Annotated in this window: 13 protein-coding genes and 6 tRNA genes; 17 read left to right on the forward strand and 2 right to left on the reverse strand. The window is 36.8% G+C overall.

The features are described 5' to 3' along the window. Nucleotides 1-77 precede the first annotated feature (77 nt). A complete protein-coding gene (locus ACFW35_RS07195; RefSeq protein ID WP_379844723.1) occupies nt 78-953 on the forward strand; it encodes a DUF1002 domain-containing protein in 876 nt (291 codons plus the stop codon). Between the two features lie 32 nt (nt 954-985). Here the strand turns inward: ACFW35_RS07195 and ACFW35_RS07200 are convergent, their stop codons facing one another. After that, nucleotides 986-1,525, reverse strand: coding sequence for a DUF1189 family protein (locus ACFW35_RS07200; protein WP_379844725.1), 540 nt, complete (start codon nt 1,523-1,525; stop codon nt 986-988). Nucleotides 1,526-1,712: 187 nt separating this feature from the next. Here ACFW35_RS07200 and ACFW35_RS07205 point away from each other — a divergent pair, with 187 nt between their 5' ends. The 9 genes from ACFW35_RS07205 (at nt 1,713) to ACFW35_RS07245 (ending at nt 5,394) form a co-directional block, all read left to right on the forward strand. Continuing rightward, nucleotides 1,713-3,317, forward strand: a complete 1,605-nt coding sequence (locus tag ACFW35_RS07205; RefSeq protein WP_379847418.1) for a Na/Pi cotransporter family protein — start codon at nt 1,713-1,715, stop codon at nt 3,315-3,317. 68 nt (nt 3,318-3,385) lie between these two features. Further along, nucleotides 3,386-3,868 carry a DUF456 domain-containing protein gene (locus ACFW35_RS07210; RefSeq protein WP_379844727.1) on the forward strand — a complete coding sequence of 161 codons (483 nt, stop codon included), beginning with the start codon at nt 3,386-3,388 and terminating at the stop codon, nt 3,866-3,868. 152 nt (nt 3,869-4,020) lie between these two features. After that, nucleotides 4,021-4,095: transfer RNA gene (locus ACFW35_RS07215), tRNA-Asn, on the forward strand. A gap of 4 nt (nt 4,096-4,099) precedes the next feature. Next, nucleotides 4,100-4,176 (forward strand) — tRNA-Met (locus tag ACFW35_RS07220). A gap of 22 nt (nt 4,177-4,198) precedes the next feature. Next, nucleotides 4,199-4,274 (forward strand) — tRNA-His (locus ACFW35_RS07225). Nucleotides 4,275-4,306: 32 nt separating this feature from the next. Continuing rightward, a tRNA-Ile gene (locus ACFW35_RS07230) sits at nt 4,307-4,383 on the forward strand. 7 nt (nt 4,384-4,390) lie between these two features. Continuing rightward, a tRNA-Ser gene (locus tag ACFW35_RS07235) sits at nt 4,391-4,483 on the forward strand. An 8-nt stretch (nt 4,484-4,491) separates the two neighbouring features. Further along, nucleotides 4,492-4,567 (forward strand) — tRNA-Phe (locus ACFW35_RS07240). A gap of 215 nt (nt 4,568-4,782) precedes the next feature. Continuing rightward, nucleotides 4,783-5,394 carry a superoxide dismutase gene (locus tag ACFW35_RS07245; RefSeq protein ID WP_379844729.1) on the forward strand — a complete coding sequence of 204 codons (612 nt, stop codon included), beginning with the start codon at nt 4,783-4,785 and terminating at the stop codon, nt 5,392-5,394. A 2-nt stretch (nt 5,395-5,396) separates the two neighbouring features. Here the strand turns inward: ACFW35_RS07245 and ACFW35_RS07250 are convergent, their stop codons facing one another. Further along, nucleotides 5,397-5,672 (reverse strand): hypothetical protein, encoded by a 276-nt coding sequence (locus ACFW35_RS07250; protein WP_379844731.1) that lies wholly within the window; start codon nt 5,670-5,672, stop codon nt 5,397-5,399. 100 nt (nt 5,673-5,772) lie between these two features. On the opposite strand from ACFW35_RS07250, the gene ACFW35_RS07255 reads away from it, so the two are divergent. From ACFW35_RS07255 to phoU, 7 genes are all read left to right on the forward strand, one after another. Then, complete coding sequence (locus ACFW35_RS07255) at nt 5,773-7,050, forward strand: MFS transporter (RefSeq protein ID WP_379844733.1); 1,278 nt, start codon at nt 5,773-5,775, stop codon at nt 7,048-7,050. A 122-nt stretch (nt 7,051-7,172) separates the two neighbouring features. After that, entirely contained in the window at nt 7,173-9,227 is a 2,055-nt protein-coding gene (locus tag ACFW35_RS07260) for a penicillin-binding transpeptidase domain-containing protein (RefSeq protein WP_379844735.1), read from the forward strand. Nucleotides 9,228-9,457: 230 nt separating this feature from the next. Further along, the gene (locus tag ACFW35_RS07265) at nt 9,458-10,417 is read left to right on the forward strand and encodes a PstS family phosphate ABC transporter substrate-binding protein (RefSeq protein WP_379844737.1); all 960 of its coding nucleotides are present in this window, start codon (nt 9,458-9,460) and stop codon (nt 10,415-10,417) included. 98 nt (nt 10,418-10,515) lie between these two features. Then, a complete protein-coding gene (pstC, locus tag ACFW35_RS07270; RefSeq protein ID WP_379844739.1) occupies nt 10,516-11,472 on the forward strand; it encodes a phosphate ABC transporter permease subunit PstC in 957 nt (318 codons plus the stop codon). Beyond that, entirely contained in the window at nt 11,472-12,350 is an 879-nt protein-coding gene (gene pstA, locus ACFW35_RS07275) for a phosphate ABC transporter permease PstA (RefSeq protein ID WP_077365390.1), read from the forward strand. Before pstC ends, pstA begins: the two co-directional genes overlap by 1 nt. A gap of 48 nt (nt 12,351-12,398) precedes the next feature. Continuing rightward, nucleotides 12,399-13,187 (forward strand): phosphate ABC transporter ATP-binding protein PstB, encoded by a 789-nt coding sequence (gene pstB, locus ACFW35_RS07280; protein ID WP_379847419.1) that lies wholly within the window; start codon nt 12,399-12,401, stop codon nt 13,185-13,187. Nucleotides 13,188-13,211: 24 nt separating this feature from the next. Continuing rightward, the gene (phoU, locus tag ACFW35_RS07285; RefSeq protein ID WP_379844741.1) at nt 13,212-13,871 is read left to right on the forward strand and encodes a phosphate signaling complex protein PhoU; all 660 of its coding nucleotides are present in this window, start codon (nt 13,212-13,214) and stop codon (nt 13,869-13,871) included. Nucleotides 13,872-13,918: the final 47 nt, after the last annotated feature.

Here is a 13,918-nt window from a genome sequence, read left to right on the forward strand (position 1 = left end):
AATGGAAAGGTGTAATGGACACAAAATAAATTTTCATACGTATCAATGTAGTTGTACCGAGGGGAGAGGTTAACTGTATGAAAAAGGCAAAAATATTTGCATTGCTGTCAATCATGGCTGCTGCTCTATTTATAGCACCATTAAAGATGTTTGCAGATGCAGCTCCAGGAGACGTAATTGTCACGCTTGGACAAAATCTTACAGATGAACAGAAAAATTCTCTTTTAAAAGAGATGGAAGTATCACCTGATGTCCAAACCGTAACGGTAACAAATGAAGAAGAACACAAATACTTAGGTGATTATATATCGAAGGCTCAAATTGGTTCGAAAGCTATATCATCTTCTAAAATTACAGTAGGCGAAAAAGATCAGGGACTCTCTGTTAAAACGAACAATATCAACTGGGTAACTGAAGAAATGTATATGAATGCATTGACTACTGCAGGTGTTACAGATGCTGAAATCTATGTAACAGCACCATTTGAAGTTTCAGGAACAGCTGCATTAACTGGGATTCTTAAAGCATACGAAACAACAGCACAAATCGAAATACCAGAAGCTCAAAAGCAAGTAGCGAATGAAGAAATGGTCAAAACTGCAGAACTTGGGGAAAGAATTGGTGCAAAAGAAGCAACTGAGCTCATGACTCGAGTAAAAGAAGAAATTGCAAAAAATCCGGTACAATCTGAAGACGATCTTCGAGCATTGATTGAAAAAGTTGCGAAGGACATGGGGATCGAACTTACCCAAGAAGAGCTAAACGGACTGATTGCTTTGTTTAATAAAATGAAAGACTTAAATATTGATTGGGATCAAGTTCAAAACGATTTAAAGAACATCAGTGACAATCTTGGTGATTTCTTAAATAAAGAAGAAACACAGTCTTTCTTCCAAAAGATAATTGATTTTCTAATCGCAATCATAGATGCGATCAAATCACTCTTTAAATAGGCATAAAAAAAAGCGGCTCAGTAGCCGCTTTCTTATTTTTTTTTGGGTGTTTTTGTAATAGCAAGAATACAAATGAAAAAAGCTAACATCCAAAACCACATAAATGAATCAGGGATATGCAGATCCATCATAAAGAGTATCGTTAATAAGACTGTTGGCAAGGTGATGGAATAACATGATAAAACCCAAAGATGCCTATAAGGAAGTCGTTTTCCAAAGATCTTAGTTATAGGAATCGAAAGTCCAGCTAATATTGAAGCGCCTGAAAACAAAATTCCTGAAAACAAGACGTACATTACTAAATATATGACCGCAATAATGATCGGGAAGATTCCATCCAATGTAGAAGCAAAGTTTTGCATTTGATCAGGATTTAGTCCGAAATTTTCAAAATTATTTAAAGGCTGTTTATCTGATATAAGATTGATTAAAAAAAGAATGAAAACAGGTAGCATGCATAAGAGGGTTAACAATAAAACGTACAGAATGGTGCTGCCCACACCTTGAAAACGAAAACTAGCGATGGATTTTATAGAATATAAACTTTTAATAAAACGAATATGTAATTTCATAAAAAACTCCTTTATTTGTTAGGCATAATTAGTGTACATGAACATATATCAATCGACAATAAGAATTGATTGTAAAGGTAATATTACAAAACTCATATTTTTATTTACATAAAGTTTATAAATAGAGATAATGTCAAAGGTTTACATAGATAGTAGTAGGGAGATGTAATGATTGGATTTTCAAGAAATGCTATTTCAATTTCTAGGTGGATTAGGGATCTTCTTATTCGGAATAAAATATATGGGAGATGGGCTCCAAAATTCCGCTGGAGACCGCTTGCGTGAAATACTTGATAAATTAACAACTAATCCTTTTATGGGTGTTTTAGCTGGAATATTTGTAACAGTACTTATTCAGAGTAGTTCAGGGACAACAGTTCTGACGGTGGGGCTAGTAAATGCAGGATTTTTAACACTACGGCAAGCAATTGGTATTATTATGGGAGCGAACATTGGTACAACGGTAACTTCTTTCATAATTGGTATTGAAATTGGAGAATATGCACTGCCAATAATTGCTGTAGGATCTGTTCTTATTTTCTTCTTTAAAAATCCTAAATGGAATTATGTAGGACAAATTATTTTTGGATTTGGATCACTTTTCCTAGGATTAAAACTAATGGGTGAAGGTATGCAGCCATTAAGCAATTTAGGAGCTTTTGAAGAGCTTACGGTATCTATGAGTGATAGTCCGATCCTCGGAGTAGTAATCGGTACATTATTTACGTTAATCGTTCAGTCATCTAGTGCAACTATTGGTATTTTACAAGAATTATATGCTCAGGATTTGATTAGTCTAAAAGCGGCTTTGCCTGTTTTGTTTGGAGACAACATCGGTACAACGATTACTGCAGTCCTAGCAGCAATCGGAACCACGGTTGCCGCACGTCGCGCGGCTTTAACACATGTGATCTTCAATGTGTTAGGTACTATAATTTTTATGGTCTTTTTAGTGCCTTTCCAAAGATATATTGAATATTTAGCTGGAAAACTCAATCTGGAACCAGCGATGCAAATAGCATTTGCTCATGGAACGTTTAATCTAACCAATGTCTTGATTCAGTTTTGGTTTATTGGAGTGCTAGTTTTATTAGTAACAAAATTAATAAAAGGTGAAGATAATATAATAGAATATAAAGCGAAACATCTTGATGAAATCGTTTTAGCAACCTCACCGACCTTAGCCATAAGACAGGCGAAAAAGGAAATCATTCGAATGGCTAATTTTTCACAAGCAGGTTTAAAAGAGGCAATAGATTATTTAACAAAGATGGACAAAAAAAATTCGGTTTTAGCTCTTCAATACGAAGAAGCAATTAATAATCTCGACCGCCAAATAACATCATATCTTGTAAAACTGTCTGCTCATCCGTTAACACCACAAGAATCTAATGAACACTCGATGCTTTTAGACACAACTCGTGATATCGAAAGAATCGGGGATCATATGGAGAATATCATTGAGCTTGTTGATTATCAGCTGCGAAATAACGTGCGGCTGACTGACACTGCTAAACAAGATTTAGATGAAATGTTCAATTTAACTGTTTCTACAGTAGATAAAGCTGTAAAAGCATTAGAACAAAATAATGTGGAACTTGCAACAGAAGTTCTTGGCATGGAAGACAAAATTGATAAGATGGAGCGAACACTCCGTAAACAGCATATTATGCGTATGAATGAAGGCGCCTGTGACGGAAATGCCGGTATTGTATTCGTTGATATCGTAAGTAACCTTGAAAGAATAGGTGACCATGCAGTTAACATTGCAGAAGCGGTATTAGAGAAGTAAAATGAAGCCCAGGAGATTTTTATCTTCTGGGTTTTTGTTTGGCATTATTTTTGAAAGGTGATGGTGATTTGGAAACTGTTTATTGGGTCTTAATTGCTGTTGTATTTGTTATCAGTTTTTTAGCATTGATTTACCCAATCCTGCCGGGTGTACTATTTTTAGCAGCCGGATTCTTAATTTATGGATTTGCTTTTTCTTTTGAAAAATTTTCACCATTATTCATCATTATCCAGGTATTATTGTTTATCAGCTTATTTGTTATAGATTATGCTGGTAATGCATATGCAGTGAAAAAGAAAGGAGGCTCTAAAGCAGCGATGTGGGGGAGTACAATAGGACTGATCGCTGGTCCATTCGTTATACCAGTAGCAGGGATACTCATAGGTCCTTTTTTAGGTGCTGTGCTTGCTGAATTGATCTTCCATAAAACAGGTTTTAAGTCTGCAGTTTCGATTGGTATAGGAACTGTTCTTGCGTTTGTAGGAACCACTATCATAAAAGTATTTACTCAGGCTTTAATGATTGGTTATTTTTATTACCAAGTACTATAAATCGACCTTGCTTAATCCTCTATTGCATGCTATATTATTTTTGTTCAAAAAAAGTACATGTGTTCGTTTGAAGAACTTTTAAATTGTTATTGACATTAAATAAGTCTACATGCTATAGTAGTTCTTGTCCTTAAATAATGTTAATTCATTATTCCACAGTAGCTCAGTGGTAGAGCTATCGGCTGTTAACCGATCGGTCGTAGGTTCGAGTCCTACCTGTGGAGCCATTTTGGCGGTGTAGCTCAGCTGGCTAGAGCGTACGGTTCATACCCGTGAGGTCGTGGGTTCGACTCCCTCCGCCGCTACCAAAATGTTTTTTTCTTCACGATGGCGGTCGTGGCGAAGTGGTTAACGCATCGGATTGTGGTTCCGACATTCGGGGGTTCGATTCCCCTCGTCCGCCCCATTTCTTACTTACATAACTATATTTTCTCTCATGGACCCTTAGCTCAGTTGGTCAGAGCGGTCGGCTCATAACCGATTGGTCGTAGGTTCGAGTCCTACAGGGTCCACCAAAGTCGAGGAGGTATACCCAAGTCCGGCTGAAGGGATCGGTCTTGAAAACCGACAGGGGTGTAACAGCCCGCGGGGGTTCGAATCCCTCTACCTCCTCCATATTTTTTGGCTCGATAGCTCAGTCGGTAGAGCAGAGGACTGAAAATCCTCGTGTCGGCGGTTCGATTCCGTCTCGAGCCACCATATGTATACATACTAAAACCTTACGCTAATCGTAAGGTTTTTTTGTTTTATAAAAGGGTACAGTGTTTAAGAATTGAAAGTTTAGACTAAATTTGATAAGGTAAAATTGTTAAATCACTTTTTAAACAAGTAAGTTGATTAAATGGTTTCACTTTTCAAGATTATCCTTGAAAATGAAAATAAAAAACACTACATATTTTAAGGAGGAAATGAACATGGCTAAATTTGAACTGCCTGCATTACCTTATGAATCAAGCGCACTTGAACCGCATATTGACAAAGAAACAATGGAGATCCACCACGGTCGTCACCATAAAACATATGTTGATAACCTTAATGCTGCACTTGAGGGTCAATCAGAATTTGAAAATAAGTCTCTAGAAGATATTCTTTCAAACCTTGATTCTCTTCCGCAAAACATTCAAACAGCAGTAAGAAATAATGGCGGCGGACATGCTAACCACAGTCTTTTCTGGGAAGTAATCGCACCAGGCGGAGCAAACGCTCCATCTGGCGAACTTGCTGATAAAATCAACAGCAAGTTTGGAAGCCTTGAAGCGTTTAAAGAGGAATTTGCAAACGCAGGTAAAACAAGATTTGGATCTGGCTGGGCTTGGTTAGTTGTAAACAATGGTGAGCTTGAAGTTACAAGCACTCCAAACCAAGACAACCCAGTTATGGAAGGCAAGACACCTATTCTTGGTTTGGATGTTTGGGAACATGCTTATTATTTGAAATATCAAAACAAGCGTCCTGATTACATTGCGGCATTCTGGAATGTAGTAAACTGGGATGAAGTTGATAAGCGTTATAACGAAGCAAAATAAGTTTAATGAAAGCTGCTGGCATCCCAGCAGCTTTTTATTATGCCTTTGTCATGGATTTCATAATTCTTTGCTAATTTTATTAGTAAGTCATCAAGTAATAAATTGCCGTCTCCAAAAGGAACACTGGACTGAATGACAAAAAGGTTTCTTGCTTTGAAAAACCAGATACGATCCCCTTTAGGCTCTAAGGAATCTTCATTTTTCCTCGAATTTAAATCATCTTCTAAAACCAAAGGTATACCAAAGTGCTGATCATGATAAATCCAATATTCAAACATATTTCTGTCTCCTTATACAATTAAAGCCAATTAGTTAAATAATGAATAGCCCTTTTACTCTTGAAAGACACTAACGACGATATGTAAAGGGGCGAATAACATGATATGGAAAAAATTCATGGAAGACGACCAATACCCTAGAGATCTTTTTTTACTTCTATTTGTCGGCGGTTTATTTACTCTAAGCACTGCTTTATCTAATACATTTGTTAACATTTTTTTGTGGAAACAATCCGGCGAATTGGAAGATATCGCTTTTTATAATTTATCTATTGTAGTCATGCAGCCTGTCGCATTTTACTTGGCAGGGTGGTTTGCTAAAAAAATTGACCGGGTTATTGTGTTAAGAATTGGTGTTGTCATTCTTGCGTTGTTTTATATAGGTGTTCTTTTTATGGGTTCACTTGCAAGTCATTATTTGTTTGGGTTAGGGGCAGTGTTAGGTTTCGGTTTGGGATTTTATTGGCTTGCCTTTAATGTTCTGACTTTAGAAGTGACTGAACCTGAAACTAGAGATTTTTTCAATGGCTACCTGGGTGTATTGAATTCGTTATCCGGTATGATCGGTCCTTTAAGTGCAGGATTTATTATTACAAGGATGGACAAACATTCAGGATATGAAACCATTTTTACGATTTCAATGGTTTTATTCTTAGTTGCTGTAGTGATCAGTTTCTTTTTAAAAAGAAGAAAAGCCGATGGGCATTTTGGGTTAACAGAAGTTTTTCAAGAAAGAAGAGAAAACAAAGCCTGGTTCCAATTGTTGAATGCTCATTTCTTTCAAGGTTTGCGGGAAGGGACGTTTATTTTTTTAATCGTGATCTGGGTTTATACAACCTCACAGAGCGAATTTGCACTTGGAACATTCGGATTTGTTCAATCAGTTGTTTCTTTTATTGGGTACTATATCGTTTCTCATTATTTAAAGCCATGGCATAGGAAAAAAGGGATCTTCGCTGGCGGTTTATTATTGTTCATCTCTCCATTCATGCTTCTTGTACCTGTTTCTTTTACACTGCTAATAATATACGGCATATCTGTATCTATAGCGTATCCGCTTCTTCTTGTTCCTTATGTTTCATTAACTTATGACATTATTGGGAAATGCCGCGGAATTTATGAAAAAAGGATTGAGTATATTGTAGTTCGTGAATTTTTCCTTAACGCAGGAAGAATATTTTCAATTCTTATATTCTTGCTTGTCATAAATTATCTTTCAGAAGAAAAAGGTATTCCGCTTTTATTGCCAATATTGGGTGCAGGGCATTTTCTGATTTATTTTTGCTTAAGAAATATATCTGTACCAACCAGTCCGGCTGATCAAACAATAGAACTTGCTGAAACTCAGCAAGATGGCAATAATCCAAATAAACAATAATTAACTTTTGACATACTAACTAGTCAAAGGATACTATTGTTATGTAAAGATAATAACCGGTTGGCTTTAGGACACCTTTTTTAAAGGTGTCTCTGCTGTTTTAAAGGGAGATTTACAATATTATGAAAACAAAATCAAATAAAAAGAAAAATCACGTACCGATTCGAATGAATGCATTGTTTTTATCGGTATTTTTTCTCTTCTCAGTGCTTGTTCTAAGATTAGGCTACATACAAATTGTTAAAGGTGAAGAGTACAAACGGACCGCCTATTTGACGGAAAATGTAACTACAAAGCTTGATGCCCCTCGCGGCAAAATGTTTGATGCTAATTATCGAGTAGTAGTGGATAATGAGCCAATATTTTCGATAACGTATACAAGAACACGTGAAGCTGATGCTGAAAAAAGACATGAAATTGCTAAGAAAATGGCTGAACTGATCGATAAAGACTCGGAAGAATTAACAGAACGAGATAAAAAGGATTATTTTATCTTTCTAAATGAAGAAGAAGTGAAAAAGAGAATTTCAGCTGCTGAAAAAGAAAGCACTCCTCCAGAAGAGCTCTATGATTTAATGCTGGAAAAAGTAACTCAGAAGGACATTGAATCATTATCGAAAAAGCAGCTTGAAGTACTGGCGATTAAAAGTGAAATGGATAGAGGCTATACACTTTCTCCTCAAAGAATAAAAATTGGTGCAACCAAAGAAGAAATCGCTTTGATCAGTGAACACCTGCCTGAGCTAGAGGGTGTTGATATTAAACCTGATGCAGAACGTTCTTACCCATTTAAAGATTCGTTCAGGGATATATTCGGTCAAGTAAAACAAATACCCAAGTCAAAAATGGATTATTACACTTCGAGAGGTAATGACCGAAATGATATGGTTGGTACGAGTTTTCTGGAAGAACAATACGAATCGGTTCTTCGCGGCACGAAAACAAAAATCAAATATGTTACGGATAAAGTCGGGAATCCGGTGGGGGATCCCGTCGAAGAAGATGGTGCAAGAGGAAGCGATCTTGTATTAACTGTAGATATGGAACTTCAGCAAGAAGTAGAAAAGGTTATTGAAGAAGAATTAAAGGAAGCCATCCGAGGTAAGTATGCCTATAATAACAAGGAATTAAAAAATGCTTATGTTGTTATGATGGATCCAAATACAGGCGAAATCTTATCTATGGCTGGAAAAGAGTACAATCGGAAGACAGGTAAATTTAATGATATTCCATTCGGCAACATCTATCATTCGTATGCGATGGGGTCAACTGTAAAAGGAGCTACCGTTTTAACCGGATTACATGAAGGTGTAATTGAGCGAAATACCGTAATCAATGATGCGCCGCTCAAATTTGGTGATGGAAGACAATTAAAATCACATTCGAACATGGGACCTGTTGATGCAATTGAAGCATTGGAAGGATCTTCAAACATTTTTATGTGGCATATTGCGATGCGTCTTTCAGGCTATGATTATACAAACAAACGATTTAATGACCATAAAGTTAAAGAGGCGTTTGAAATTCTGAGAAATTCTTATAGTCAATTTGGTCTTGGTGTACCTACTGGTATCGACTTGCCATCTGAAGCAACAGGCTATAATACAGGAATGAGTAATGAATTGTTCCAAGCAATGTTTTTCTCGATTGGGCAATTTGACACGTATACCCCGATGCAGCTGGCACAATACGTTTCAACAATTGCTAACGGTGGTTTAAGGATGCAGCCGCATTTATTAAAAGAGATTAGGGAACCATCTGTAGATCCGAATAAATTAGGCAAACTTCAATATCGTTTTGAACCAAACGTTATGAATAAGATTGAAATGAACCCGAGTCACATTGAAGTCGTTCAAAAAGGTTTTTACGAGGTAATGCATGGATCTAATGGAACAGCAGCTTGGATATTTAAAGACAAAGAATACAATCCTGCAGGGAAGACCGGGACGGCAGAAGTCGATAAGGAAACAGGTTTAGTCAACAAAACACTGATTGGCTATGCCCCATATGAAAACCCTGAAGTGGCGTTTGCGGTAGTTGTACCAGATATACGAGAAGGGTATACAAACAATGAAATTGCAGAAGGTGTGCTGGACGCATATTTTTCAATGAAAAAAGAAGGTATACCAACCGAACCTGAATCTAAACAATTAAACGAGAAGAAAGAATCGCGCTAATTAGCGCGATTCTTTTTTTGTATAGTTTCAAGTATTCAGTAAAAGAATAGGATTATATTCAATAAAATTCAGTCTTAACAATCTCTTTACAATTCATTAAAACCTAATTAATATTCCAGGTTTATTGTAGTAAGTGTAAGAAAGAAACAAGCTTAAAGGAATTCATGTGACCCGAGATAAAATCTCTAACATGAAAAAGTTGAAAATTACATTTAGGGGGACCTATCAAGATGAAGAAAATGAAGTCTGTATACCTATTAGCTGTAATGTCACTTATTTTAGTTTTCGCAGCAGCATGCGGAAATAAAAGTGAAGATGGAGCAGCTGGCGGCGGAGATCTAAGCGGAAAAATTAAAATTGATGGATCATCCACAGTATTCCCAATCATGGAAGCTGTTTCTGAAGAGTTCCAAGCGGCGAATCCTGATGTAAAGGCTACAGTTGGAGTTTCTGGTACTGGCGGCGGCTTTGAAAAATTTGTTCGTGGAGAACTTGATCTTTCAAATGCTTCTCGTCCGATTAAAGAAGAAGAAAAAACTGCAGCAAAAGAAAAAGGTATTGAATTTACAGAGTTTGAACTTGCTAAAGATGGTTTATCAGTAGTTGTTTCAAAAGAAAACGACTTTATCGATCACCTTACTGTAGATGAGCTTAAAAAGATTTACCTTGAAAAAGATGCAGCAAAAACTTGGGCTGACGTACGTGAAGGATGGCCAAAGAAGAAAATCGATGTTTTCTCACCAGGAACTGATTCTGGAACGTACGACTATTTTGATGAAGTAATCCTTGAAGAAGAACCTATGCGCCGTGATGCTCAACTATCTGAAGATGACAACGTTCTTGTACAGGGTGTATCTGGTTCAAAAGATGCTATCGGATTCTTCGGTTATGCTTACTATCAAGCGAATAAAGATAAATTAAAAGCAGTGCCAATTGATGGTGGAAACGGTCCTGTTGAACCAAATCCTGAAACGATTGAATCAGGAGAATATGCTCCTCTTTCACGTCCGCTATTCACATATGTGAATAATAAATCGTTAAAAGACAACGAAGCGGTTTATGAGTATATGAAGTTTACTCTTGAAAATGCTGGTGAACTTGCTTCATCTGATACGATTGGATATGTGTCTCTTCCAAAGGAAAAATACGAAGAGCAAATGAAAAAGCTCGATGAACTTGCAGGTAAATAAGAATTCTTATGGAATAACTTAACAAAATAATAAAGGTGAGGAGAATTGCTGCTCCTCACCTTTCACCTGTTTAGTATTATCGAATTATAGGAGGGCTATTGGTGTCAAGAGATAAAACAAACCAAAAATCGATCCGCTCTATGATTCAGGAGAATAAATCTTCAAGAAGTCAATCTGCGGTAATGGAAAAGGTAGTTCCAAAAATCTTTTTGATCTGTGCTATTATTTCTATTTTTACTACACTAGGCATTGTTTTTACACTTTTAACTGAAACTTTTACTTTCTTTAACCGAGTATCAATCGTTGAATTTTTTACAAATACACGATGGTTCCCTTTCACTGCGGATAAAAATGCTGATTATGGTATTCTCGCACTTGTAATGGGTACTCTTACAGTAACAGCTATCGCAATGGTAGTTGCAATTCCAGTTGGTCTTGCAGCCGCGATATATTTAAGTGAATATGCTTCAGCAAAAACAAGAAAATTTATTAAACCTATTTTAGAAGTATTAGCTGGTATACCTACAATTGTATACGGATTTTTTGCACTTACTTTTGTTACTCCATTATTGGACAGCATTATACCTGGGGGAATTTCGATTTTTAATGCGTTAAGTCCCGGTATTGTTGTTGGAATAATGATAATTCCTATGATTGCTTCTTTATCAGAAGACGCAATGAACGCTGTGCCGAACTCTATGAGGGAAGGCGCAATGGCATTAGGAGCAACACGTTTTGAAGTTGCTATGAAAGTCGTGCTTCCAGCTGCTCTTTCAGGTGTAATGGCATCCTTCGTATTAGGAATTTCACGTGCCATCGGTGAAACGATGATCGTTACGATTGCCGGTGGATCTAGACCGACAGCAGATATTAATGTAACTGAATCTATTCAGACCATGACTGCGTATATCGTTCAAGTAAGCCAAGGAGATACGGGGTATGGGACGACGATTTATTACAGTATTTATGCGGTAGGGATGACATTGTTTGTTTTTACACTAATTATGAATTTACTTGCTCAGTTTATTTCCCGCAAGTTTAGGGAGGAATATTAATGAGTTTAATTAATAAAGAGTCAGTTAAGAAAAGAATGGGAAGCAGAGTTGCTGCCAACGGGTTTGCGAAGTTTCTTTTTATTCTTGCAACTAGTTTTTCTTTAATTGTTTTAGGCGTTTTGATCTATAGAATCTTAGTTGATGGATTGCCATATTTAAGTCTGGATTTCATTACAAATTTTGCTTCGAGAATGCCTGAACGCGCTGGTATTTGGGCAGCACTTTTAGGTACGATATGGATAATGGCTGTTACGGCCCCTGTCTCGTTTATTCTTGGAGTCGGTACAGCAATTTATTTAGAAGAATACGCAAAGAAAAATGCTTTTACAAAATTTGTCCAAGTAAATATTGCTAACTTAGCTGGTGTACCGTCCATTGTTTTTGGACTTTTAGGACTGACGATTTTTGTGAGATTAGCGGGACTTGGATCAAGTGTACTTGCAGGTGGATTAACAATGAGTTTATTAATTCTTCCTGTAATCGTTGTTGCTTCTCAAGAGGCAATCAGAACAGTACCTAAAGAAATTAGGGAAGCTTCTTTCGGAATGGGAGCAACTAAATGGCAAACGATCAGAAGAATCGTATTTCCTGCCGCACTTCCTGGAATTCTTACAGGCACGATCTTAGCCTTATCACGTGCAGTAGGAGAAACAGCTCCGTTATTGGTATTAGGGGCATTAGCGTATGTAGCGTTTGTACCAGAAAATCTATTCTCGCAGTTTACTGTGCTTCCGATACAGCTTTATAACTGGACGAGCAGACCACAAGAAGACTTCCATATGCTTGCAGCAAGCGGAATTATAATCTTGATGATTATCTTGCTCATCATGAATTCAATCGCTGTATACATTCGAAATAAATTTCACAAACGCTTCTAACAGAGAGAAGGAGGACTTAAAAACATGGATATTACAATTAATAAACAGTTGGTACAAAAGGATATTAAAAAGGAAGAACAGTTTACACCTGTTTTCAAAATAAATAACTTGAACTTATGGTACGGACAAGACCATGCCTTAAAAGACATTAAATTTGATATACCTGAAAAGCAGGTAACAGCAATCATTGGGCCGTCTGGGTGCGGTAAATCGACATTTATTAAAACACTGAACAGAATGGTTGAGATGATACCAATCGTTCGCATGTCAGGAGAAATTGTTTACAGAGAAAAAAATATCTTTGATCCGAAGTACGGAGTAGAAGAACTTCGTACACAAGTTGGTATGGTGTTTCAAAAGCCAAATCCGTTCCCAAAATCGATCTATGATAATGTAGCTTATGGACCTCGAATCCATGGCATTAAAAACAAAAAAGTTTTAGATGAAGTTGTTGAAAAAAGCTTAAGAGGTGCGGCTATCTGGGATGAAGTTAAAGACCGTTTAAACGAAAATGCTTACGGACTATCAGGCGGACAGCAGCAGCGTCTATGTATTGCGCGTTGTCTTGCGATTGAACCAGACGTAATCTTGATGGATGAACCAACATCTGCACTTGATCCAATCTCTACATTAAAAGTTGAAGAGCTTGTTCAAGAGTTGAAAAAGGATTATAGCATTGTTATCGTTACTCATAACATGCAGCAAGCAGCTCGTATTTCTGATCGTACAGCATTCTTTCTTAATGGGGAAGTTGTAGAGTATACAGATACCAGCACATTGTTCTCAAATCCTTCTGATAAACGAACAGAAGACTATATTACAGGACGTTTTGGCTAAAAAAAGGGAATAGGAGTGGGATAAATGGTTGTTCGTGAAAATTTTCAGCTTCAATTAGAAGAAATGAAAAATGCTATTATTCAGATTTCAAAGCTAGCAGAAGAGGCTTTGCTCGAATCTGTAGAAGCTCTAAAGAATCAAAATCTTGATAAAGCATTAGAAGTAATAGAAAATGATAACAGGATCAATGTCTTAGAAGATGAGATCAATGATATGGCAATTCTTTTAATCGCAAAACAAGCTCCTGTAGCGTCAGATTTAAGACGTATTATTGCAGCTATTAAGATTTCATCTGATATTGAAAGAATGGCTGATTTCGCAGTAAATATTGCAAAATCAACGATTCGAATAGGCAAGCAAGAATTGATTAAACCCCTTGAAGAACTTCCGAAAATGGCGCATCATGCTATTAAGATGCTGACTGCAGCTACGAAAGCTTACGTGGAAGAAGACGTTGCACTTGCAAAAGAACTTGCTGATATGGATGACTACGTTGATGAAACGTATGGAAAAATTATTAAAGAGCTTCTTGAATTAATGACCAAGAATCCTGATCACCTTTCACAGATTAGCCAATTGTTGTTTGTATGCAGATATATCGAGCGTACAGCGGACCATGCAACGAACATTGCTGAAAGTATTATTTTCTTAGTCAAAGGCAAGCGATACGGATTGAATGATTAAAGAAAGAGAGCAGGCGTGATATACGCCTGCTCTTTTTATGTAATAAA

The sequence above is a fragment of the Fictibacillus sp. NPDC058756 genome (genome assembly GCF_042746035.1).
Taxonomy (GTDB): domain Bacteria; phylum Bacillota; class Bacilli; order Bacillales; family Fictibacillaceae; genus Fictibacillus.